This window comes from Streptomyces ipomoeae 91-03, assembly GCF_000317595.1.
Taxonomy (GTDB): Bacteria; Actinomycetota; Actinomycetes; order Streptomycetales; family Streptomycetaceae; genus Streptomyces; species Streptomyces ipomoeae.
In genome coordinates, this window is sequence record NZ_AEJC01000599.1 from 18901 (window position 1) to 42360 (window position 23460).

Consider the following 23460-nt stretch of genomic DNA (forward strand, 5'->3'; position numbering starts at 1 on the left):
CGGGCGGCTTCGAGGAGCGCTGAGGAGAAGGCATGACACCTTCGCCTGAAACATGTCCAGGACCATCCAGCTCACGACAAGCGCAGCCGCAGGCACTGACACACCAGGAACGCTTTTCCGCGTAGGGCACCCTGCCCTCACTCATGCGCTCCCGCCCCGTGAACAAAGCCGTCGTTGCGATGGCATTAGAGGACATTTGATTTAGGCGTATTGCCATGTATGCCCTAGTAGGTTCCTCGTCAGGTTGGCATGGTCTCGTCCGTTATGCGTTTGGCGAGGTTGTCGATCGAGGCGATGTGGATCATGGCTTCGGAACTGGCGGTGAGGGTCACGTAGTCGCGGGCGAGATGGCGGTGCATCATGATCCAACCAATACTTCGCTCTACTACCCAGCGCCTCTTCACGATGTGAAATCCGCGCGTATCCGGGTTTCTGTTGACTACTTCGACGTCGATTCCGAGGCGGGCTCCGTGTTCGATTACGGCATTTTTGAAGCCGGTGTCGACCCAACTCTTGGAGATGGTTGGGTACTTCTCTTTCGCCTGGTCGAGGGAGCGTATTCCCAGGGCGTTTTCCGAGAGGCTGGCGGCAGTGACGGTCACGGCGAGGATGAGGCCGATGGTGTCGGTGGGGATGCCACGCTTCCTGCCGACGATCTTCTTGGCGGCGTCGGTTCCCTGGCTGGTCAGGGGTACGTTGGTGGAGGTCTTCACGCTCTGGGTATCGATCACGGAGGCGGTCGGTTCGGGCTTGCGGCCGTCCTTGACGCGGGCCAGGCCGGTCAGGTCATGGTTGAGCTGGGCGAGGATTCCCTCGTCGCGCCAGGTGGCGTAGTAGAAGTAGACGGTGCCGTGGCCCGGGAAGTCGTGCGGGAGGTACTTCCAGGGGATTCCGGTGCGGTTGATGTAGAGGAGTGCGTCGAATACGTCGCGCAGTTCGACTTTGGCCGGCTGTCCCGTTGGCCGGCGTTCGAGGCGGGCCTTTCTCCAGGCCGTCAGCGTCGGCTCAATCAGGGCCCATCGGGCGTCGGGCAGGTCGCTGGGGTACGGCTTGCGCTCGCTCACGGCGCAGCGTGATCACGAATACGACGGAGGAGCGGGTTCCGCTGGAACTCAGGCGATTCTGTGGCATTTTAAAATCAGACGGGTTTTCGGTTATGGAGCTGCACGAAATGGACAGCCGAGTACTCGACCCTGCAGAGTGCGAATAGCTCCTACCCGGTGAAGACGCCCAAAGCAGGGCATGGGCAAAACTCGCATACCGAAAAAACATTATGTGAACGCCCACTGAGCTTCTTTCATCCTGAATAGTCGCAGGTCAGCAGGGTGTGCACTGCGGTGACGGTCCGGCCGATGCGGTTCGTTGAGCACCGGGCCTTGCGGAAGATGCGCCATTGCTTGAGACGGGCGAAGGCGCGTTCGCCGGGCGCGCGGAGGCGGGCGTGGTCGCGGTTGTACTGCTGGTAGTGCTCGGGCAGTTCGCGGTGTCCGTAGTAGGGGGTGCGAACGGTGGCGCCGGCGCCCTGGTAGGCGCGGTCGGCCAGGATGAGGATCTGGCGGGTCAGGCAGGCTTGGACGATGCCGTGGGCGCGGGCCGCGGTCAGGTCGTGGGTCCGTCCCGGAGTTGCCCGGGAGAACTACAGCGGAGTTCCGTCCGGCGGGGTGATGACCTGGACGTTCATGCCGTGCTTCCTGTGCTTTTGCGAGTAGTACGGCTCGTCCGCCCGGATGCGGTCGGTGGGAATCAGCGAACCGTCGACAATGACGAAGTCGCCCTCGCCCAGGCCCACCAGGGCCTCGTGCAGGCCGGGCGCCCAGGCGGCTAGGACCTCGACGGTCTCGTCCACGTATCGCCACGCCGTCGCCTCCGACACCCCGAAACCGGCCCCCAGTTGGGCGAGCGTCTCGTTCTTGCGCAGGTGGGCCAGGGCGAGCAGAGCCTGTTTGAAGCAGCCCAGCTTCCGCCACGGCGAGTTCAGTTCACGCCTTCGGGTGTAGATGAGCCAGGAGACGTGCTCGACCAGCTCATACGGGACGTCGAGCATGGAAGGATACGGAACCAACAGAGCCCCTCGGTCGCCGGTGTGATGAGTGAGATCACCACGCCAACGACGAGGGGCTCTGCCACGTCACCACCCTAGGGTGCGTTTTGAAAGTGCTGGTCACAGCCACTCGTTGATGGCTGCGACCAGCACGGTCGCCTCGTAGCGAACTGCCAACTTGTCGTATCTCGTGGCGACAGCGCGGTGCCGCTTGAGGCGATTGATTCCGCACTCGACCGCGTGGCGCTCCTTGTAGTCGGCCTTGTCGAACTTAGGTGGCCGGCCGCCGTGGGAGCCGCGGTTCTTGCGGTTGGCGATCTGGTCGCGCTTCTCCGGGATCGTGCAGCGGATACCGCGCTTGCGCAGGTAGGCACGGTTCGCGCGGGAGCCGTACGCCTTGTCGGCACGCACCTTGTCCGGCCGGGTGCGCGGGCGGCCCGACCCGAGCCGGGGCACCCGGATGCGGCCCAAGACCACCTGGAACTGCGGGGAATCACCGCGCTGTCCTGCCGTGATGACCAGCGACATCGGTTTCTGGGCCTGCTCGACCGCCAGGTGGAGCTTGGTTGTCAGCCCGCCCCGGGAGCGTCCGAGCCCGTGGTCGTCGGGCTCGATGAACACACCGCCTGGCGGCTCGATCTGCAGATCCCCTTTTTGCGGGCGCCGGCCGCATGCTGGTGGGCGCGGGCGATGGTCGAGTCCACCGAGACGTCCCAGGTGATCAGTCCCTCGGCGTCGGCCTGGGCCTGCAGCTGTTCGAAGATGCGGTGCCAGGTGCCGTCCCGCTGCCAGCGGCGGAACAGGCCGTAGACCGTCTCCCACGGGCCATAGCGCTCGGGCACGTCCCGCCAGGGAGCACCGGCGCGGGTGCGCCACCGTATGCCGTCTATCAGTTGCCGCTTGGTGTGCACCGGTGGCCGTCCAGGCTTCTTGCCGACCGGGAGCAGGGGCTCCAGCTTCGCCCACTGTGTATTCGTCAGATCATGCCGCCCCACGAAGTGGGATCTTGACACATCAAGATCCACATATGAAACGCACCCTAGCTGACCAGCTCATTTCACTCCTGCAGCACTGGATGAAAGAGGCTCACTGAGAGATGAACGCCGCGTCAGAAGCCGCGGGCGCTGAGCCACTCGTCCAGCGCGACCGAGACGATGTCGCCGATGGGCAGGTGATCGAGTTCGTTGTCCAGTGCGAAGCGTTTGATCCGCTTCTTCAGCTTCAGGGCGGCGGGGACCGACGAGTCGAGGCTCTCGCGGGCGATGATGCGCTGGTTGAGAACGACGGCGACCTCGGGAACGTCCTTGGGACGGCCGGGGCCGTGCGCGTACGGCGTCCCCTCGCTGGGCGGCTCCTGCGATCGAGTGTCCTGTTCCTGGTGAGCCCCCGGACCATCGGTCCTCACCGGGAACGCCGTACCGCCTGCCGCCGGAGGAACGGCTGGGCGAATGGCCACCTCGGCGGCTGGAGCCGCACCAGCAGCCGCAGACGTGGCGGGAGACGGAGCATGCTGCGCAACACGTTCGACCGGCTGAGTGCCCTGGATCGCAGGTGTTGCAGGCTCGGGAGCCGGGGCCACAGGCCGCATGTGCCGCTCCACCGGCATTCCAACGGACTCTGTCCCCGCCTCGGGCACGTCGACGGCCGGGTGAGTCGGCTGACTGGCAGCTGGCTCCGGCGCCGGGCCGCTCGGCGCCTCGGCAGTCGGTTGGGCTGAGGTCTGCGCCACTTCGGGCACCGCCTCGGTCCGGTCGCGTGCCGACCCCTCGACCGGAACGGTCGAAGGAGCGGGCTGAACCTGCGGCTCGCCTGCAGTGGGATGGCCTTCGCCCTGGGCGGTGGCCTGTTCGGCGGCGTACTGCTCGGGGGTGAGTTCGGCGGCCGGGGGAGGGGGCGGCGGGGTCGCCTTCTTGGCCCCGCCGCCGAGGGTGCGACCGGTGCGGCGGGTCGGGGGCTTCATGCGCTCGCTCATGCGGTCAGCTCCTTCATCAGTTCGGCGTACTCGCTCAGCTCGGTCGGGATCTCGCCGAAGGCCTCCATGTAGTGCACCCAGGAGTGGATGGTTGTCTCGGCGAGGGGGAAGGGTTCGTCGCGGTCCGGGCCGATGCCCTCGCCCTTGGCGGGCTCCAGCAGCTGCTCCTTGGCCCGGCTGGGCAGGCTGGTGCGGTCGTCGGCCTTGACCAGGACCACGTGGGCGGTGACGTCGCGCTCGTTGCGGGCGGCGGCGCGCTCGGCCTCGTCGAAGGTGGCCACGAGCTTGCGGCGCTCGATCTTGGTGGGGGCGACCGGCACGATGAGCCGGTTCGCCTCGGTGACAGCCTCGTGGAAGATGCGGGCGCTGCCGCCGCCGGCGTCGACCACGATCGCGCCGAACTCGGCGCGCTTGGCGCGGATGTACTCGGCGATGTCGTCGAACGGGTACCGCTCGATGACCAGGTTGGCGGGGATCTCGAAGCCGGCGGCCTGGGCGACCTTGAACCAGTCCCAGGCCGACTGGCTGGTCGCGTCGGCGTCCAGCAGCAGCGTCGGCAGCCCCAGGACGACCGCGTAGTACAGGGCGATGAACCAGGCGGAAGTGGTCTTGCCGGTGCCGCCCTTGAGCATGCCGACAACGATCACGAAGGCGTCCCAGGCGCGGGCTGTGGCCACCGCCAGGGTCTTGATACGGGTGTTCTCGTTCACGTGTGCTTGATCTCCTGAAACTGAAAAGGTGCGTTGACTTGGCGGGGGTTGTCGACGGCGTCGACCCTTGCTTGGGCCTGGCTGCCTGCGGGCGAGCGGGGGTGCCCTTGCCGTCCAACCGAAGTCCGGATGATGCCGGAGGGGGACGTTCAGTCGAACGTCACCGCGGGGGTCATCAGAGAGGGCCGCAGTCCTCATGACCGCTTCCTCGCCTGGTCCGCGGGGCCATGGCGGTGCCGGGGCCGCATGGGAGTGCGGGCCTGGTGCAGGAGCCGGTAGACCGTGGCCACGGAGTAGTTGCAGTCCTCAGCCAGCTCCGGCACGGTGGCGCCAGCCTCGTACCGTGCGCGCAGGGACAGCGCGAGCTTCTGCCGCTCGGCGGCCCGCGCTGCGGCGCGCATCCGCAGCGTCTGCTTCGTGGTGCGCACGGTGCCGCCGGCCTCGATCAGCAGGCGCCGGGCAGCACGCCTCGTCCCAGCTCCCGCCGCGGCGAGCTCGGTGAGGGTCGCGCCGTGCTGCTCGTACAGGGTGCGCAGGTGGGCCGCGAGACGCCGGCGCGCTTGCGGGTCCTGGCGCATCCGGCGGGTCTGCCACGACGTGCGCATCTCGGTCCCGGCCTCGTGCAGCCGGTTGAGCACCGTGCCGTACGACAGCCCACTGGCGACGACGAGTTCGTCGACCGTGGCCCCGGACTCGTAGCGGGCGCGCAAGGCCTCCGGCGTGATCGGTACGTCCTCAGGCTGCCTCGATGATTTCCTGCTCATGCAGCGGACTCCCATTCTCTGAGTGCTTCGGTGTGTGCGGCGGCCAGCTCGTCGTACGAGCGCTGGTCGTAGGGGGTGATGAGGATCAATCGCCCGTCGCTGGCGACCCGCCAGGCCGGATCGACCTGGCCTGTCGCCGGGTTGAGGACAACTCCGCCGGGCCTGCGCCATTGCGTGGGAACCTCGTCTGGACGCAGCGCGGGTACCAGCACCTGACGGCCATCGCGGACCACAACGAGGGCCTTGCTGCGGTGCTCCGACAGTCGCTCCAGTGCCTCCCGATACGCCGCTCGTTCGGCGGCGTGGAGGGCCCTGCGGCTGGCAGAGGTGCCTGCGGTTCCGCACTGAGAGGCGATCTGGTCCCAGCCGCGCGAGGGCATGACTTGCCGGTCGGTAACAGTCTCCGGGTGACTGTTACCGAGACCTTCCAGGGCCCGGGGAGCCAACGACCAGACTTCGCCGACGTGGTGCACCAGGCCGTGGCGCGCGAGGCGGCGGAGGGCGCGATAGGCGGTGGCCCGAGAGACGGAGGAGGCGATGACGAGTTCGCTGACGGTCTGGTTAGGGCGTGCGTGCAGGGCTCCGATGATCAAGAGAGCGGGGCTGCCCAGACCGTGGTGGGCGAAGGCGTCGTGGGCCATGAGGCGGCTGATGACAGTGGAGTCGAGGTCGGTCGAGACTGGCGTCTCGGAGGTGGACCACTCCTCAAGTGCCGGGTAGGGGGGGAACTGAGTGGTCTTCTGACGAGAAGACGGGGACTGCGAGGAGCCACCAGGGCCGTTGCCGAGGTACCAAGTCGAGCCCTCCTTGCCACGGCCAGCCCGCAGCCGACGCAGCCACCCTCCTGGCTTCAGTACGGTCTCGTACGCGCTGCGCAGAGCCTGTCGGGAGATCCCGGCTTCCTCGGCGGCCTGGCGCTCACTCGCGGCGTGCAGACGGCCGCCAGCAGTCTCGGCGAAGTTGAGATGGGCCAGCAGCACTCGCAAGGCGGTGCGTCCTCGCTTCCCAGGCCACGGCGTGACCTCGATACGGTCGCGAAGAGCCGCGAGATCTTCGTGGGCGTGCTGGCGGGACACGACCTCTGCCGTGCTGTGGACCGTTGCGCAGGCGCTGTCCCACACTCGACGGATGTACGCGAGCGCGCGCGCCTGCCCAGACCGCATCGCGATGTTCTGTGTATGCCTGCCGCCCTCGTGATCCGGGTGCATGAGCAGGTGTGTCAACTGGTCGACGGTGCCCCCGGCGCGGGCGACGTGACAGGCGATGGCCGTGGTGATCCGGTGGCCGTGCTCGGCCATACCCTGCCGATCTTCGCGATGGACAACCCGTCCGCCGTGATCGAGCTTGCTGTAGCTACCCGCCGCATACCGGCCGGTGAGGTCTCCGAGAAGAACCAGATCAGCGGCGACCCGGGGGAGGCCGGTGAGTCCCTGCAGGGAGATTTGGGTGCCTGTGACTGCCTCTGGTTGGGAGTTTGCTGGACGTGAAGCCTTTTGGGAGTAGTGCGGAGAGCGTGCGTCGTATGGCATTCTGAGGTCGTCTCGCAAAGACATGGACGCCACCTAGGCCCGCTAAAACCACGGGTGGTGTCCGGAACCGACCTCCAATCGGTGCCAACGAAGCCTCCAGGATGGCCGTCCTGGGGGCTTTCGTATGCCTGGCTCCGATGGAGGCAGGCGTCCCCATCGCGGCTCGACCGGGGTCGAAGCGAAGAGCGTCGAGGTTGGCGTCCTGATCGAGCCCGCCAACTCGGGTCCACTCGGAGCCAGAATCAGAGGGATCGCCTCTGACTGCCTCCGAGCGGCCCGGGTCGAACCGGGGTCGAATCAGAGCGTTTCCCTCTGACTGCCTCCGATCGCCTCTGCAACCCGTCCTAGCAGGTCACAGCCGTTTCGACTGCCATAAGCCCAGGTCAGAGGGGTGCTCCGGAATTACCTGTCGTAGTAGGCCGTGTGCATGAGTTCCTGCATGTCGTCGAGCATCGGCATCCGTGGATTCGCGGGCGCGCACTGTTCCCCGTAGGCGTTCAGGGCCTGCTGGGGCAGGGCGTCGAGGAACGCGCGCTCGTCGATGCGGAGCGTGCGGAACGACGGCTCGATGCCCACGGCGTCGCGCAGGCGTTCCACGGCCGCGGCGAGCGACTCCACGCCCTCCTGCGCGGTCGCGGCGGGCAGGCCGAGGGGTGCGGGCGATGCCCTGGAAGCGTTCGGGGCGCGGTAGTGCAACCCGGCCCCGGCACCGAGACCGTGGGTCCCGCCACCGGCTGCCGTCGTCCCACGCCCCGGTTCCTCGACGGCGCCGACCCGCGGCACCACGAGCTCGGGCAAGCAGAGGCCGACCGGCCCTGGTCATTCGGCCGAACGGGGGCCGAACGGCCCTGGCCATTCGTCCCGGAACCGACAAGGATCTCCAACGAGACGGCCCATCGCGTCCACGCGGACATCGGCGCGGAACGCGGCACGCGGACAACAGGAGCATGCGATGGCGGACGGCGAGCGGCCGGGACCCGACAACCCGATCCGGGTCTTCCTGCTGGACGACCACGAGGTGGTGCGGCGCGGGGTGCACGACCTGCTGAACGACGAACCGGACATCACCGTGGTCGGCGAGGCCGCCACCGTCGAGCAGGCCCTCGTACGCGTCCCCGCGCTGCGCCCGCAGGTCGCGGTCCTCGACGTCCGCCTTCCGGACGGGGACGGCGTGACCGTGTGCCGCGAGCTCCGCTCGAGCATGCCTGACCTGGCCTGTCTGATGCTGACCTCGTTCGACGACGAGGAGGCCCTGCTGGACTCGATCATGGCCGGGGCGTCCGGGTACGTGCTGAAGCAGATCCAGGGCTCCGACCTGGTGGCTGCTGTACGCACGGTGGCCCGGGGCCAGTCCCTGCTCGACCCGAGCGCCACCACCAAGCTGATGGCCCGGCTGCGCGGAGGGCAGCGGAAGGAGGAGGAGCCGGACGCGCTGCCGGGTCTGACCGACCGCGAGCGGGAGATCCTCGCGCTGATCGGCGAAGGGCTGACCAACCGGCAGATCGGCCAGCGCCTGTATCTGGCCGAGAAGACGGTGAAGAACCACATCTCCCGGCTGCTCGCCAAGCTGGGCGTGGAGCGGCGCATCCAGGCCGCCGTGATCGCCACCGAGGCCCGGGACCGACTGCGGCAGGAAGGACACTGACGCGGGGCCGGCTGCAGCGAAGGCGTGAGGCGACGCGGCAGCCGGCGCCGGGCAACGGCGAAGCCCGGCACCGGGCCGAATTCCCTCGGCTCGCCCCCGTACGGCCCCTGCCCCTCTCGATCGCCTGTGCGCAGGCTGGGAACCCACCCCGGACACCACCGGGCACCGATCGGGAGGACGACGGACCTGACCGTGCGCGTGGGCATCAACGGCTTCGGCCGCATCGGCCGCAACTACCTGCGCCGCGTACTGGAGCGCGCGGAGCGCGGCACCGGTACCCCGGTCGAGGTCGTGGCGGTGAACGACATCACCTCACCGGCGGCGGGCTGCGGGTCGTCGTCTCCGCCGAGCGCGACCCGGCGGCCCTGCGTCCGAAGGCAGGCGCGCGGAAGGTGCTGCTGTCCGTGCCGGACAAGGGAGTTGACGCCACCGCCGTCATGGGTGTCAACGAGGGCACGTACGATCCGGAGCGGGACCACGTCGTCTCCAACGCCTCGTGCACCATGAACTGCGTGGCGCCCATGGTGAAGGTGCTCGACGAGGTCTTCGGTATCGACAAGGGCCTGATGACCACCATCCACGGCTACACCAACGACCAGGTCGTCCTCGACGGCATCGCCGTACGGGGCCCCGTGGAGGACGGTTCCCTGACCGACCTGAGCGTGGTCCTCGGCCGGGCCGTCACCGCCGAGGAGGTCAACGCCGCGTTCCGGGAGGCCGCCGACGGGCCGCTGAAGGGCATGCTGTGGGTATATCGACGCCCCGATCGTCCCCCGCGACGTCGTGGGCGACCCCCCTCCTCGACCTCACCGAGTACGTCGCCGCCCGCCTCCCGCTGGGCTGACCGCGGCGCCGACGCGGGCCGTGGGCTCGACACGAACCCACGAAACCTACGAACCTACGAACCTACGGTCCCTAGGGTGGAGTGACGATCGCCTTCCCCTGGGCGGTGTTTGCCCTCCGCCGTGCCGGGGACACGTGCACGACCGGGCTCGCAACCGGGACGGTCGGGCAGGCCGGTAGGGCCGTCCGGCCCCGATTCGCGCCACACCGCCGGGCCCAAGGTCCTGACCTGCATCGCCGTTCGGCCCCGATCCGGCGGAGGAGGCCGACAACGCGGCCGAGCGGCGGATTAATGGATTGCGGTTGTGATGTGTGAGCCGGGTGCCCGCGCACGTCTGCACTTCAGTCTGCGTTTCTGAGGAGACCCATGCTTTCGCCCGAGTCCGCCGCTGTCGTCCGTGCCACCCTGCCCGCCGTGGGCGGCGCCCTGGACGAGATCACGACGCGCTTCTACCTCTGACCTTGCGCAGTGCTCCCCCGGTTACGGGGGAGGTGAAGCGCGTCTCAAAACCGCTCCGACCCGCACGTGAGCACGGGTCTGTACTGTTTCGCTCAGCCTCTGGGACGCTGCTGGTTCTCGATGTACTGGCGTACGACGGTCAGCGGTGCTCCGCCGCAGCTTCCGGCGAAGTAGGAGCCGGACCAGAAGTGCCCGCCCCACAGGTAGCGGCGCACGTGCGTGCTGTATTCCTTTCTGAGCAGCCGGGCGGAGACGCCTTTGAGGCTGTTGACCAGCTTGGAGAGCTGGACCTTGGGCGGGTAGTGCACGAGCAGGTGTACGTGGTCGTGTTCGCCGTTGAACTGCTTCAGTTCGGCCTCGAAGTCGGTGCACACATCCCGCATGATCTCCTCGCATCTGGTGAGCATGGCGTCGGTGAACACCCCGCGCCCGTATTTCGTCACGAAGACCAAGTGCACATGCAGGTTGCAGACGACGTGACGACCCGTGCGTATATCGGGATTTGGATTCCGGCGCGGTGACATAAACCGAATGGTGCAGTGATCGTGTGACCACGGAACGTGCGCAAGGCGAGTGGCAGTTCGGGCATCGCGCCCGGCTGGCACTGAGCCCTGCGCAGGCCCGGCTCATCGACGACCAGGCGCACGCGGCCCGCACCATGTGGAACTGCCTACACGCCTGGTGGACGATGCTTCCCAGGGAACGCCGGTCACTGGCCGCCGCTGACGCGGTGATACGGCAGGCCCGCAAGGAGATCGACTTCCTTGCCGTCCTGCCCGCGCAGGCCGCGCAGGCGGTCCTCAAGACGTACCTCCAGGCGTGGAAGAACTGTTGGGAGGGCCGGACCGGGGAACCGAACTTCAAGGCTCGTTTGCGGTCGGTGATGAGCGTGGATATCCCGCAGGGCCGCGACCTTCAGATCACTCGGGTGCACCGCCGCTGGGGCATGGTCAACGTCCCCAAGGTCGGCCGTGTCCGCTTCCGCTGGACCCGCGACCTGCCGGTCGGCAGACACGCGAGCGCCGGCAGTCGGATCACTGGTGCTCGTCTCGTGAAGGATGCCCTCGGCTGGCATATCGCTTTCCGCGTCACCACCCTGGAACCCAGGCCCGAACCCCACCGGGGGCCGGAAGTCGGCATCGACGCCGGAGTGAACATCCCCCTCGCCCTCTCCGACGGCAACCACCAGGACCACGGGCGTCCGGCCCGCCTATCGGACAAAACCTCCGACCGGGACAAGTGGTTGAACCCCGAGGAGAAGGCCAAGCTGCTCCGCCTGGAGAGGCAGGCTGCCTGTCTCAAGCAGCACCGCAAGCCCAAACAGCGGTCATCGAACCGGCTGCGGGCGGTATACGACCAGATCGGCAAGCTCCGAGCGAAAGCCAAGCGACGGGCCACCGACTGGCAGCACCAGACCACCACCTACCTCGCCCGCACCTACAGCGTGCTCGTGGTGGAAGACCTGGACATCGCGAACATGACCAAGAGCGCCCGGGGCACCATCGAGGAGCCAGGCAAGAACGTCAAGCAGAAGGCCGGTCTGAACCGCTCCATCAGCCAGGAGGCATGGGGACGGACCGTGACGATGCTGACGTACAAGACCGCCCGCCACGGCGGCACCCTGCACAAGGTTCCCGCCCCCGGCACCTCCCGGCGCTGCTCAGCCTGCGGCCTCACCACGCCGGGCAGCCGGGAGTCCCAGGCCGTGTTCGTGTGCAAGAACCCGGACTGCGGCTGGTCGGGCAACGCCGACCACAACGCCGCCCGGAACGTCTTGCACCTGTACCGGACGGGCCACGCGCTCGTCCCGACTGCCGGAAGGGCAGTCGTCAGGCGCGCTCGTCGCGTCAAGCCCGCCACCGCAAGGTAGGCAGGAATCTCCTTCCTGAGCTTGCGAAGGGAGGAGAGCGCTTCAACAGACCATGTTCAGCGAGCACCCCGAGCTCCTGGACGGCATGTTCAACCGCGGCAACCAGGCCAGCGGCGAACAGCGCAAGGCACTGGCCGGGCCTGCTCCACGAGAGCGAGCAGCGCGCCGTCCGCACGGGCCCGTTCGGAGTCGTGATCACGTGGCTGGGAAAAGGAGTGGACGGGGTGATGCTCGGGTTTGTAGCTTGCGGTGGACCGGACACCGCCCGAGGAGGTGAGACCCATGACGCTGTATCGATGTGGGCGCTCCCTCTTCCCGTCACGGTCGGGCGATTGACGTAGGTGTCGCCGGGAGCGCCTCGACAACAAGGCACTCCCGAAAGGCAACACCCATGGACTCTCCGCAGTTCACCGCCGAGCCGTCGTCGAACGATACGGTCGAGCCCGACTTCACCGTGGCCGACGTCCCCGGAGTTCTCAGGTCGCCGGCTTCCGACGCTGATCGCGCGCCCCTCATGTTCGACGTGATCATTGCCGGGTGCGGCCCGACCGGCGCGATGCTGGCCGCCGAACTGCGGCTGCACGATGTGCGGGTACTCGTTCTGGAGAAGGAAACCGAGCCCGTTTCGTTCGCCCGCATAGTCGGTCTGCACATCCGCAGTCTCGAGCTGATGGCGATGCGCGGACTGCTGGATCGCATGCTCGAACACGGAAGACAGCGTCCGGCCGGCGGATTCTTCGCCGCCATCGACAAACCCGCGCCCAAGGGCCTGGACTCTGCGCACGCCTATCTGCTGGGCATCCCGCAGCCCGTCATCGTTCATCTGCTCGAAGAACATGCGATCCAGCTGGGTGCGCAGGTCCGGCGCGGTTGTGCGGTGGCCGCTTTCGAGCAGGACGACGAGGGTGTGACCGTCGAGCTGGCCGACGGCGAACGGCTGCGTTCGCGCTATCTCGTCGGCTGCGACGGCGGGCGCAGTACGGTGCGCAAACTGCTCGGCGTCGGCTTCCCCGGCGAGCCCTCGCGGACCGAGACACTGATGGGCGAGATGGAAGTGGGTGTGCCGCAGGAGGAGATCGCCACCAAGGTGACCGAAATCCACAAGACCGATAAGCGATTCTGGCTCAGGCCCTTCCGCGAAGGGGCATATAGCGTCGTAGTCCCCGCCGCGGGAGTCAGCGATCGCGCGGAACCACCCACCCTCGAGGATTTCAGACAACAGCTGCGCACCATCGCCGGAACCGACTTCGGCGTGCACTCCCCGCGCTGGTTGTCCCGCTTCGGGGATGCCACCCGGCTGGCCGAACGCTATCGGGTCGGGCGGGTGCTGCTGGCCGGCGACGCGGCACACATCCATCCACCCACCGGCGGACAGGGCCTCAACCTGGGCGTTCAGGACGCATTCAACCTCGGCTGGAAACTGGCCGCACAGATCCGCGGCTGGGCGCCCACAACACTGCTGGACACCTACCAGGCCGAACGCCATCCGGTCGCCGAGGACGTGCTGGACAACACCCGCGCCCAGATGGAACTGCACTCCACCGAACCGGGCCCGCGGGCCGTGCGCAGGCTGCTCACCGAACTGATGGACTTCGACGAGGTGAACCGCTGTCTCATCGAGAAGATCACCGCGATCGGCATCCGCTACGACTTCGGCGAAGGCCCCGACCTGCTCGGCCGCCGCCTGCGCGACATCGACGTGAAACAGGGCCACCTCTACGGTCTGCTGCATCGTGGCCGCGGACTGCTGCTGGACCGCACCGAACGCCTGACCGTCGGCGGCTGGTCAGACCGGGTCGATTACCTCGCGGACCCCACTGCGGCACTGGATGTTCCCTGCGTCCTGCTGCGCCCGGACGGCCACGTCGCCTGGATCGGCGACGATCAGCAGGACCTGGACGACCACCTCTCCCGTTGGTTCGGCAAGCCCGCCAACCGATTTCGCCCGAGCAACCGAAAAGGCCCGTGAGGAGGGTTGGTGCGGGCGAGTTTGCCGGTGAGGCGGTGGTTGAGGTCGCGCAGTCGCGCGATGCGGGCCTCGCGGGGGTCGGGCTGGTGCCCGGCGGCCCTGGTCGCGGCCCGCCGTGCTTCGAACTCGTCCTTGAGGTGACCCCAGGTCCGATAGAGGGCGGCGCGGGCGGCGTCGGCCCACGGGCTGCTGCGCCACTCCGCCTGCCCGGTCGCCGTCGTGCCCGACGGCAGGGCGTGACCACGCGCCGGGCGGCCCGAGCCGCGGAGGCGGGCGGCGAGGAGGCCTCGACCTGGCAGAGCCGCTGCCCGGCCTGATCCTGCACCGTCCGCTCCGGTGGGCCGTACCGTGGCGTATGACAAGCCACGGTCGGTTGTCGGCACGGTGGATGGCGACCTGGAGGATCAGGGGTGGGAAGTTCCGAGGAGGCCCGGGAGGCCCGGGAGGCCCGCGTACGGTTGCCGCAGCTGAGGCTGGATGAGCTGCTGGAGGAGCTGCAGGCCCGCCTGGACGCGGCCCGCGGCACGCGCGACCGGGTGCACAGCCTGCTGGAGGCGGTGCTCTCCGTCGGCCGGGAGCTGGACCTGCAGCAGGCGCTGCGCAGCATCGTGGAGGCCGCTGCCGTGCTGGTGGACGCCGAGTACGCCGCCCTGGGCGTGATCGGGCCGGACGGCAAGCGGCTGTCGGACTTCCTCACGGTCGGCGTCAGTGACGAGCAGGTCGTCCAGATCGGCAACTACCCGGAGGGCCATGGCATCCTGGGCGAGCTGATCCGCCACCCGGAGCCGCTGCGGTTGACGAAGCTCTCCGAGCATCCCTCCTCGTACGGCTTCCCGCCCCACCACCCGCCGATGAACACCTTCCTCGGCGTCCCGATCCGGGTGCGGGACCAGGTCTTCGGCAACCTCTACCTGACCGAGAAGCGGGGCGGGGTCCAGTTCGACGAGGACGACGAGTCGGTGCTCTCCACCCTGGCCGTCGCGGCCGGTGTGGCCATCGACAACGCCCGGCTGTATGAGGAGTCCCGGCTGCGCGAGCGCTGGCTGCGGGCGAGCGCCGAGATCACGCACAGCCTCATGTCCGGCAGCGAGCGCGGCGAGGTTCTCGGACTGATCGCGGAACGGGCCCGGGAGATCACCGGTGCGGCCCTGGCCGTGGTCGCGGTACCGATGCAGGACACCGACTCGCTGACGGTGGAATTGGCCATCGGGCAGGAGGCGGAGACGCACCAAGGGTTGGTGCTGCCCGTGGCCGACAGCCTGATCGGTGAGGCCTTCTCTCATGCCACTCCCGTCTCCAGCCCTGACATCACGCGCGACGAGCGCGTGGCGACGGGCCCACAGCGCTTCACCGGCCTCGGCCCGGCCGTGGCCGTCCCCATCGGCTCCGGCGATGGCGTACGAGGCGTCGTTCTGCTGGTCAGGGAGGCGGGCAGGCCCGTGTTCTCGGAAGAGGAGACGGAATCGCTGCAGGGCTTCGCCGCGCAGGCCTCGGTGGCGATGGAGCTGGCCGAACGCCGCAGGGACGCCGAACAGATCGCGGTACTCCAGGACCGCGACCGCATCGCCCGGGATCTGCACGACCTCGCGATCCAGCGGCTGTTCGCCACCGGTATGACGCTGCAGAGCGCCGGCCGCTTCATCGAGCACGCGGAGGCCTCGGAGCGCGTGGTGCGGGCGATCGACGACCTGGACGAGACCATCAAGATCATCAGGTCCACGATCTTCGGCCTGCGGTCGCGCGACGAAGCCGCCGGGCCCGGCCTGCGGGCGCGGGCGGTGCGTGTGGTCGGTAAGGCCGCACCGGTGCTCGGCTTCGCCCCCAGCCTGCGGATGGAGGGCCTGCTGGACACCCATGTATCCAAGGAGACCGCGGACCACGTGGTGGCCGTCCTCTCCGAGTCCCTGACCAACATCGCCCGGCACGCACATGCCGGCCGTGCCGAGGTGGCGCTCGAGACCGACGGGCGCGAAGTGCGGCTGGAGGTCTCCGACGACGGCGTGGGCATTCCCGCCGAGGGCCGACGCAGCGGCCTGCGCAACATGGCGGAACGGGCCCAGCAGTTGGGCGGGGACCTGGAGTGGACCAGTCCGGCCACCGGCGGCACCGTCCTGCGCTGGCGTGTGCCGGTGACGGACCAGTAGCCCTCACGGCTTGAGCCGCCGCACCCGTCCACGGGCGACGGCGGGTTCGCGTTCCGCTGTGCGCCGCAGCGGTCCGGGCACTGCCGCCAGTTCGTCCCAGGTGCCGCGTTGGACCATGCGGCCGTGGTCGAGGACGAGGATCTCGTCGACCTGCTCCAGGCCGCTGAGCCGATGGGTGATCAGCACGGTGGCCCGTTCGCGTGTGACGGTGAGCGGGTCCAGATGCTCGGTGGGTTCGTCGAGGACGAGAACGGGGAGGTCGGCGCGCAACGCGCGGGCGAGGGCCAGGGCGAGGCGTTGGCGCCGGCCGCCGGAGAGGCGGGCGCCGTATTCGCCGACGGGGGTGTGGAGGCCGGCGGGCAGCGCGCGCCCAGGTGTCGAGGCGTGCCGCCGCCAGGGCCGCCCACAGCTCCCGCTCGGTGCTGTCGCGGCGGGCGAGCCGGAGGTTCTCGCGCAGGGAACTGCCGAAGACGTGGACGTCCTGGGCGCACAGGCCGACAGCCTGTCGTACGTAGTCCCCGGACCCGGTGGTCGCGTCGGTGTCGGCGAGTGTGCAGTGGCCCGCTGCCGGGTCGAGGAACCGGAGCAGCACCTGGGCCAGGGGGTCTTGCCGGAGCCGCTCGGCCCGACGACCGCGATCCGGCGCCGGGGTGAGGTCCAGATCGATGCCGTGAGACGACGCTCAAGCTGAAGATCACAGACACCACCGGGCGCACTGCGGCCGACGGCCACGTCACGGCCACCTCCGGTACCGGGACCCGCGGCACGTCCGACGTGACCATCCCCTACAAGGCGACCCGCTCGGGTGCCGGCACGCTCACGGCGTACGAAGAGCTGGAAGAACAGGGGAAAGGTTCCGAGAACCCCGAGGGCGACGAGCGCGAGGCTGATGAGCGGTACGGCCCAGACGGCGAGGCTCTGCTCCTGAGCGTAATCGAACGGATTCGCTGGGTGAGGCGTCTGGTTAGGTGGGTGCACGCTCGCGCACTCCGGCGCGCCATCACAGGCGGAGGGCGTCACGGGCGTTTTCCGGGCCCGTCCGACGGGGTCCGCCAGTCCATGGGAGGGACGAAGGGCAGTGTCCTTGCAGCTACTTGATGAGGTGATCCTCGTAGTGCTCGCTGAGCGAGCCCCGGGCCGCGACGCGGTGGTGCCGCGCCGCGTCGCGGCGACCGGCGTGCGCGTGGGGGTCGGCGAACGGCGCCGCAGCGACCGCGAGGACGGAGAGGCGTGAGGCCGGACGTTCCGGGAAACCCAGCCGGCGCCGTGCCGATGACCGAGCTGCCGTTGGACTTCGAGGCATTCCACCGTATGCACCGCCCGGCGTACGTGAGCTGGGCGAAGACGTACCTGAACAACAAGGCCGATGCCGAGGAGGCGGTCGACCGTGCCTTCGAGCAGCTGCTCTTGGCCTGGCCGGAGATCCTGACGAAGGAGAGCCCGGCGGCCTACGCCTGGCAGGTGATGAAGAACCGCACGATCGATGTCGCCAGGGCCCGGGGCCGCCGTGAGGTACTGGTCGACACGGCGGCTTTCGAGACCACCGCGCTGCGCGAGGCGGTCGACCCCATGGGGCAGCTGGAGGAGAGCATCAACCTCTTCCAGGCGATCGAGGCTCTGCCCGAGCGGCAGCGGGACGTCGTGGTACTGCTCTACAGCCACGGACACTCCGTCCGCGAGGCCGCCGACCACCTCGGCATCACCCCCGCGGCGGTTCGCTCCACCGCCCGATACGCACGGCGCCGCCTTCAGGAGATCCTGGGGCTGACGAAGGAAGGACAGGCCGATGACGTCGCCCATTGACCAGCTCCTGGCCCGGGCCCGGTTGGTCGACGAGCCCTACACCCCGGAGGAGATCAACGCAGCGGCCGAGCGCATCGCCGCCCGGACGGCCGTCCGTCGCGCCGGGCCGCACCTCGCGGAACGGCCCGCGACCGAGCCCGAGGGGCCGCAGGGCGGCGCGGCACGGGATCTGCGCACGTTGTGTGAGACGGCGGTCATGAGCAGCGGGGCCCTGGCGAGCCTCAAGCGTTTCGTGGCCCCCGCGCTGCCGGAGCCCCCCGCGGCGCGGGTGCTGGGATGCATCCTGCAGCTCACCGAGCAGGAGGACTCCGCACGGTTCTGGTGGCAGTACGCCGCCGGTGCCGGAGACAGCGCCGCCACCTACTGTCTGTACCTGCACCACATGGCCCACGGTGAGGAGCCCGAAGCTGAGTGGTGGCACACCCAGGCGGCGGCCGGAGCCGTCGGAGACCGTGGCCGATCGGCCGCCGGGCCGCAGGACTTGGCGGCCACCCTGCGCGTCCTGCGGGGCCTGAAGGAGACCGGTGAGCCGGCCCTCGCCCTGGCCGCCAGGGCGGCGCAGGTCGGCGCGGTCCTCAACTACGTACCCGCGGCCGTTTCCTACGTCGACGACGACCTGGACCTGCCCCTGCCCGACGCCGACTTCGCCGACCGCATCACCTCGCTGACCGCATCGCCCCCGACGGAAGCCCGCCCGCAACGCCCCCGGACCACCACTCTTCTGTCGGAGCCCCACATCCGCCCCACCGCGTCCTCGTGCGCCACAGCGGCCCGCCCCGCCGCGCTCACCCACCAGCCATCCGCAACGCCGGCCACGCCCTCACGCTGGAGGTGGAACGACAGCGGAGGAGCGTTCGGGTACAGACAACGCGTCGGAGCCGGAGACCTCGCCGCGGAGGCGCGCCGCCAACACGCCATGCAGGCGTTCTGGCAGCACTGCGAGAAGTGCGCCGACTGCGATCCGGCCGGGATCCCCTGCCCCGCCCACACAGCGCTGTGCCCCGGACCGCCCTGACCGCACCGGTTGTCCTCCGGCGTGCGGCGCGTTCCGGAAGACCGGCGGGGTGCGATCAGCGGTCGGCATGGGCGGTGGCTACGGGGGGCGCGGTCGTGGTGGGCGGTGGCCAGGGGGGCGCAGTTGTGGTGGGCGACGGCTACGGGGTCGCGGTCGTGGGCGGGCAGAACTCGGCCGAGACGACGTTCTTGCCGCCGCCGACCCAGTCGCCGTTGAAGTTCAGCGTGATCATGTGGCGGCCGTCCTTGGTGCCGAAGGCCTGGGTCGAGGAGCCGTGGATACCGCCGGAGTGACCCCAGACCTTGACCCCGCAGGTCGTCTCGTACTCGATGAGGCCCAGGCCGTAGCGCTGGCGTGGCAGGTTGCCCTCGGTCGAGACCGTGGTCGTCATCTGCTGGAGTTGGGCCGGGCGCAGCAGTCTGCCGCTGAGGAGGGCGGTGTAGAAGCGGTTGAGGTCGGAGGAGTTGGTGACCATCTCGCCCGCCGCCCAGGCCCAGGACGGGTTGAGCTCGGTCACGTCGTAGGTCTTCCCCGGGTCCTCCGTGAAGGTGGAGTAGTGCCGGGTGGGCGCGGGCACGTGCGGGTCGGTGCCGGGGAAGTACGTGGCGCGCATCGCGAGCGGTCCGGTGATGCGCCGCTCGATCTCCTCGGCGTAGGGCCTGCCGGTCAGCTTCTCGATGATCAGCCCGAGCAGGAGGTAGTTGGTGTTGGAGTACTTCCAGGAGGTGCCGGGCTCGAACTGGGGAGGGTTCTGCAGGGCGAGGGCGATGACCTGCTGCGGGGTCCAGTCGTCGTAACGGGTCTCGAGGAACTCGATGCCCAGCACCTTCTTCGCGAACGTGGCGTCCTCGGTGAAGTTGAAGATGCCGCTGGTGTGATTCATCAGCTGACGCACCGTGATCTTCGTGCCGTCGTGGCCGTTCCCCCGTACGAGTCCGGGCAGGTAGTGGTCGACCGTGGCATCGAGGTCGATCTTCCCCTCTGCCTGGAGCTGGAGCAGGACGGTCGCCACCAGCGTCTTGGTGACGCTTCCCGCGCGGAACCGGTCGCCGTAGCCGCGCGGCTGCTGTGTGGTGAGGTCGGCGACGCCCGAGGTGCCCTTCCACACCCCGTGGGCGTCGCGTGCTTCGGCGACGACTCCCGGCACGCCCGCGGCGACGGCCGCGTCCATGGCGGCCTGGGTGGCGCCGTGCCCGGACTGCCGCGTCTCGGCGGCGGCCACCGTGACGTCGGCCGCGGCGGCGGGTGTTGTCAGCAGGGCCGTACCTGCCGCCGCGATCGCTGTCACGCCCACCAGCGTCGTCCGTATCAGGCGTGTCGACATGTGCACCAACCTCTCTCGGCTTGTGGAGCACGAATCGTGCCGACAGCCCCTAACGGGCCCCTAACAGGCCTCCAACAGCGATGATGTGACGCTCTTTGATCACGGCCCGGCGCTGAGCGAGGATGATGTTCTTCGGTCGATGTGGGCCGTCGGGCGTCGGGCGCTTCCTGTTCCGCGTCCGGCGTGGGGGAGTGCCGGTGAGGTTCGCAGTACTGGGATCACTGACAACCGTCGACGACGACGGTGTGACCGTCGTCGTCGGAGGACCGAAGCCCCGCGCGTTGCTCGCCGTCCTGCTGCTGGAGCCGAACCGCACCGTGCCGCTGGACACGGTGCGGGCGGCGCTGTGGGGCGAGGATCCGCCGCCGACGGCCACCGCTTCGCTTCACAACCACGTCGCCCGGCTGCGGCGCAGCCTCCGCGACGCCGACGGCATACGGCTGCGCACCATGACCCACGGGCTGCAACTGCGGGTCGACGAGGGCGAGTTGGACCGCGATGTGTTCGAGGGGCAGGTGCGCCGGGCGCAGGAGGCCCGCAACCGGGGGGACTGGGAGGCGGCGGAGCGCGACGCGGATGCCGCGCTGGCGCTGTGGCGCGGCGCACCGTTCGCCGACGTGCCGGCCCTCGCCGGCCATCCCGTCGTGACGCTTCTGCAGGAGCAGCGGCTGCAGGCGCTGGAATGCCGCTTCGAGGCTCTGCTGCACCTCGACCGCCTCGACGGGCTCGCCGCCGAACTGGGTTCCCTGGTCAAGGAACACCCGTTCCGGGAGACGCTGCACCGCCAGCTGATGCTCGTCCTCGGCCGCACGGACCGCCAGGCCGAAGCGCTGGCCCTCTTCAGGTCCCTGCGCCGGACCCTGGTCGAGGAACTCGGGGTGGAGCCCGGCCCGGCGGTCCAGGAGGCCCACCGAGAGGTGCTCCGCAGCGCGGCCGTCCGGCACCGCGAGCCGCCCACGCCCGCTGCCCCGTTCGCCGACCCGGTGGCCGACCCGTGGACCCTGCCAGCGGGGGAGCCTCCGCGGCCGGCGCAGCGCCTGTCAGCGGGTACGCCTCCGCGGCCGGCGCAGCGCCTGTCGGCGGGTACGCCTCCGCGGCCGGCGCAGCACCCGTCGACGGGTACGTCCGCGCGGCCGGCGCAGCACCCGTCATCGGGTACGCCCCCTCGGCCGGCGCGGCATCTGTCGGCGGCAACGCCCCCTCGGCTGGCGCAGCTTCCCGCACCGCCCGGTGGGTTCGTCGGCCGCGCCGAGCACATCGCCGAGATCCGCTGCGAGTTGGAGGCGGACCGCAGCCGTACCGCGCTCGCCGTGATCAGCGGAATGCCGGGCGTGGGCAAGACGGGCCTCGCCCTCCACATCGCGGAACAGCTCCGGCACGCCTTCCCGGACGGCCAGCTCTATCTCAACCTGCACGGAGCCACACCCGGCGTGGCCCCCCTCGCACCCGCCGACGCCCTCGCCGTGCTCCTGCACGGCCTGGGGGTGGACGCCCGGCGGATCCCGTCCGACGTGGCAGCCGGCTCCGCCCTGCTGCGCTCCACACTCGCCCCCACCCGCACGCTGCTCGTCCTCGACGACGCGGCCTCGGTGAGCCAGGTACGTCCACTGCTGCCGGCCGGCGCCGGCTGCGCCGTACTGCTGACCAGCAGACAGCCGCTGGCCACCTTGGGAGCCTCCACGCATGTCCGGCTCGACCCGCTCTCACCACAGGACAGCGCCCTGTTGCTGGAGCGGGCCTCGGGCCGGTCCTGGGCCGCGACCGACGCCGAAGCGGTCGCCCGACTCGTGGCCCTGTGCGGCCACCTCCCTCTCGCGCTGCGGGTCTGCGCGGCCCGCCTGAGGAGCCGGAGGACGCTTCCGGTGGAGAAACTGGCGGAACGCCTCGCCCGGCAGGAGGACCGCCTGGACCATCTCGAACTGGAGGACCTCAGCGTCCGCCGCTCCCTGATGGCGGCCCACGAGGCGCTCCTCGGCTCGGGCGACCCGCGCGACGGTGACGCCGCCACGGCCCTCGTCCTCATCGGTGCGCTGGACCTGCCCGAGTACGGCGCACCGCTGATGGCCACCGCCATGGACTCCACCGAACGGAGCGCAGAGCAGGCCCTGGACCGCCTGGTGGAGGTGGCGCTGCTCCAGGAGGCGGGCTGGGGCCGCTACGTCCCGCACGACCTGGTCCGCGACTTCGCCCGGGAACTCGCAGCCCGACCGGGCGCGCATCCCGAGAACGCCGACGCCGTCGAACGGTCCCTGCGCTGGTACCAGCGGCGGCTCGCGCGATGCGCCGCGACCCTGCGGCCACACCCAGGGCGGGTGCCTGAGCAACCCGGCGGCGGTACGGCCTTCGTCGACGCGGCGGCGGCACTCGCCTGGGGTGACACGGAAGCGGCGAACCTGCTCTTCCTGGCCGGCTCGGGTGGGCACGGGCGCCTGGGCCCGACCCGCACCCTGGACCTGATCAACACCCTGTTCCCCTACCTGCACGACCGTGGCCGGGTACGGGATCTCGAACGTCTGACGCGTCATGCCATCACCCTCGCCAGGGCCAGCGGCAACACCGCCGCCGAAGGACGGGCGTTGGGCCATCTCGCCTCCGCGCACTACTCGGTCGGACGCGTCCGCCAGGCGCTGCTCCTCCTGGACGAAGCCGTGGAGCTCAGCGAGCATCTGAGCGACGACGTGGCCCGGATGCGTCACCTCGGCAACCGCGCCGCGCTGCTGAGGGAACTCGGCCGGGACACCGACGCCCGGACGACGTTGGCACGGTGTCTCGCACTGCGTCCCGACACCCTCGCCCCCGGCGAGGAAGCGATACTCCTCGGGCACCAGGGGTACGTCGCCGAACTCACCGACCCGCGCTCGGCCCTCTCGTTCCACCTGCGCAGCCGGGAACTCGCACGTCAGGCCGGGAGCGCCGTGATCGAGCAGGTCGCCCTGTGCAACACGGGCCGTACCCACCTGGCCCTCGGGGAGCCCGCCCAGGCCCTGCGGCGTTTCGACGAGGCGCTGCGCGTCATGGCGTCCGGCGCGGCCCACTGGAACGCGGAGCGCGAGACCCGCCTGGGCCGGGCCCAGGCCCTGCGGGAGCTGGGCCGCCTCGCACCGGCCCGGGAGGCGTGCGGCGAGTTGCTGGAGGAAACCACCGCACGCGGCGACTCCTACGGGCGGGGCCTCGCCGAGTACGAGTACGGCCACGTCCTGAGAGCACTCGGCAACGAGCAGGAGGCCCTGACCCGTTGGAACAGCGCGCTGTCCGCCCTGGACGGCACGGACGCACAGGTACTCACGGACCTGCGCACCCTGACGGCGACCGCGACGACCACTGCCGACAGCTGACGAGGGCACCGGGCCCGTCGAGCCCGGCGGGGCCCG

18 protein-coding genes and 3 pseudogenes are annotated in these 23460 nt (G+C 69.6%); 10 read left to right on the forward strand and 11 right to left on the reverse strand.

Features of this window, described 5'->3' with window-relative positions; translation table 11 throughout:
- Positions 1-239 precede the first annotated feature (239 nt).
- From STRIP9103_RS38440 to STRIP9103_RS52390, 7 genes and pseudogenes are all read right to left on the reverse strand, one after another.
- A complete protein-coding gene (locus STRIP9103_RS38440; RefSeq protein ID WP_009336408.1) occupies positions 240-1064 on the reverse strand; it encodes an IS5 family transposase in 825 nt (274 codons plus the stop codon).
- A gap of 233 nt (positions 1065-1297) precedes the next feature.
- Positions 1298-2103: pseudogene (locus STRIP9103_RS38445) on the reverse strand (transposase family protein).
- 58 nt (positions 2104-2161) lie between these two features.
- A protein-coding gene (locus STRIP9103_RS47685) for an IS5 family transposase (RefSeq protein ID WP_374005668.1) occupies positions 2162-3036 on the reverse strand; the annotation gives its coding sequence in 2 pieces (ribosomal slippage) (positions 2162-2644 and positions 2647-3036; 873 coding nt in all).
- Positions 3037-3149: 113 nt separating this feature from the next.
- A complete protein-coding gene (locus STRIP9103_RS50335) occupies positions 3150-4013 on the reverse strand; it encodes a hypothetical protein (RefSeq protein WP_009336420.1) in 864 nt (287 codons plus the stop codon).
- On the reverse strand, positions 4010-4723 hold the full coding sequence (locus tag STRIP9103_RS38465) for a ParA family protein (RefSeq protein WP_009336425.1): 714 nt from the start codon (positions 4721-4723) through the stop codon (positions 4010-4012). Before STRIP9103_RS38465 ends, STRIP9103_RS50335 begins: the two co-directional genes overlap by 4 nt.
- Before the next feature lie 194 nt (positions 4724-4917).
- On the reverse strand, positions 4918-5487 hold the full coding sequence (locus STRIP9103_RS38470; RefSeq protein ID WP_009336410.1) for a helix-turn-helix domain-containing protein: 570 nt from the start codon (positions 5485-5487) through the stop codon (positions 4918-4920).
- Positions 5484-6467 (reverse strand): helix-turn-helix domain-containing protein, encoded by a 984-nt coding sequence (locus tag STRIP9103_RS52390; protein ID WP_009336431.1) that lies wholly within the window; start codon positions 6465-6467, stop codon positions 5484-5486. Before STRIP9103_RS52390 ends, STRIP9103_RS38470 begins: the two co-directional genes overlap by 4 nt.
- Positions 6468-6665: 198 nt before the next feature.
- Here STRIP9103_RS52390 and STRIP9103_RS52395 point away from each other — a divergent pair, with 198 nt between their 5' ends.
- On the forward strand, positions 6666-6974 hold the full coding sequence (locus STRIP9103_RS52395) for a hypothetical protein (protein ID WP_141580735.1): 309 nt from the start codon (positions 6666-6668) through the stop codon (positions 6972-6974).
- A 444-nt stretch (positions 6975-7418) separates the two neighbouring features.
- On the opposite strand, the gene STRIP9103_RS53645 is transcribed toward STRIP9103_RS52395, so the two are convergent.
- Positions 7419-7814, reverse strand: a complete 396-nt coding sequence (locus tag STRIP9103_RS53645; protein WP_048821737.1) for a hypothetical protein — start codon at positions 7812-7814, stop codon at positions 7419-7421.
- Positions 7815-7968: 154 nt separating this feature from the next.
- Between STRIP9103_RS53645 and STRIP9103_RS38490 the strand changes: the two genes are divergently transcribed.
- Together STRIP9103_RS38490 and STRIP9103_RS38495 are read left to right on the forward strand one after the other, a co-directional pair.
- Positions 7969-8661 (forward strand): response regulator, encoded by a 693-nt coding sequence (locus tag STRIP9103_RS38490; protein WP_009336432.1) that lies wholly within the window; start codon positions 7969-7971, stop codon positions 8659-8661.
- 186 nt (positions 8662-8847) lie between these two features.
- A pseudogene (locus tag STRIP9103_RS38495) lies at positions 8848-9456 on the forward strand (glyceraldehyde 3-phosphate dehydrogenase NAD-binding domain-containing protein); the annotation flags it as partial.
- 600 nt (positions 9457-10056) lie between these two features.
- On the opposite strand, the gene tnpA reads toward STRIP9103_RS38495, so the two are convergent.
- Positions 10057-10488: an IS200/IS605 family transposase gene (tnpA, locus tag STRIP9103_RS38500; RefSeq protein WP_078614191.1), complete on the reverse strand. Its 432-nt coding sequence runs from the start codon at positions 10486-10488 to the stop codon at positions 10057-10059.
- A gap of 23 nt (positions 10489-10511) precedes the next feature.
- Between tnpA and STRIP9103_RS38505 the strand changes: the two genes are divergently transcribed.
- From STRIP9103_RS38505 to STRIP9103_RS38515, 3 genes are all read left to right on the forward strand, one after another.
- On the forward strand, positions 10512-11834 hold the full coding sequence (locus tag STRIP9103_RS38505; protein ID WP_009336404.1) for an RNA-guided endonuclease InsQ/TnpB family protein: 1323 nt from the start codon (positions 10512-10514) through the stop codon (positions 11832-11834).
- A gap of 391 nt (positions 11835-12225) precedes the next feature.
- Entirely contained in the window at positions 12226-13803 is a 1578-nt protein-coding gene (gene rox / locus STRIP9103_RS38510) for a rifampin monooxygenase (RefSeq protein WP_009336429.1), read from the forward strand.
- 410 nt (positions 13804-14213) lie between these two features.
- Entirely contained in the window at positions 14214-15947 is a 1734-nt protein-coding gene (locus STRIP9103_RS38515; RefSeq protein WP_009336411.1) for a sensor histidine kinase, read from the forward strand.
- A gap of 3 nt (positions 15948-15950) precedes the next feature.
- On the opposite strand, the pseudogene STRIP9103_RS47695 reads toward STRIP9103_RS38515, so the two are convergent.
- Positions 15951-16592 (reverse strand): annotated as a pseudogene (locus STRIP9103_RS47695) (ATP-binding cassette domain-containing protein); the annotation flags it as partial.
- A 48-nt stretch (positions 16593-16640) separates the two neighbouring features.
- On the opposite strand from STRIP9103_RS47695, the gene STRIP9103_RS52400 reads away from it, so the two are divergent.
- From STRIP9103_RS52400 to STRIP9103_RS38535, 3 genes are all read left to right on the forward strand, one after another.
- Positions 16641-17045: a Gmad2 immunoglobulin-like domain-containing protein gene (locus STRIP9103_RS52400; protein WP_234022411.1), complete on the forward strand. Its 405-nt coding sequence runs from the start codon at positions 16641-16643 to the stop codon at positions 17043-17045.
- A 174-nt stretch (positions 17046-17219) separates the two neighbouring features.
- Entirely contained in the window at positions 17220-17750 is a 531-nt protein-coding gene (locus STRIP9103_RS38530) for a sigma-70 family RNA polymerase sigma factor (protein WP_048821741.1), read from the forward strand.
- A complete protein-coding gene (locus STRIP9103_RS38535; protein WP_009336423.1) occupies positions 17734-18765 on the forward strand; it encodes a hypothetical protein in 1032 nt (343 codons plus the stop codon). The genes STRIP9103_RS38530 and STRIP9103_RS38535 overlap by 17 nt, the downstream gene beginning before the upstream one ends.
- A gap of 139 nt (positions 18766-18904) precedes the next feature.
- Here the strand turns inward: STRIP9103_RS38535 and STRIP9103_RS38540 are convergent, their stop codons facing one another.
- Positions 18905-20089, reverse strand: a complete 1185-nt coding sequence (locus STRIP9103_RS38540; RefSeq protein WP_048821742.1) for a serine hydrolase domain-containing protein — start codon at positions 20087-20089, stop codon at positions 18905-18907.
- A gap of 197 nt (positions 20090-20286) precedes the next feature.
- Between STRIP9103_RS38540 and STRIP9103_RS38545 the strand changes: the two genes are divergently transcribed.
- Entirely contained in the window at positions 20287-23424 is a 3138-nt protein-coding gene (locus tag STRIP9103_RS38545; RefSeq protein WP_048821743.1) for an AfsR/SARP family transcriptional regulator, read from the forward strand.
- Positions 23425-23460: the final 36 nt, after the last annotated feature.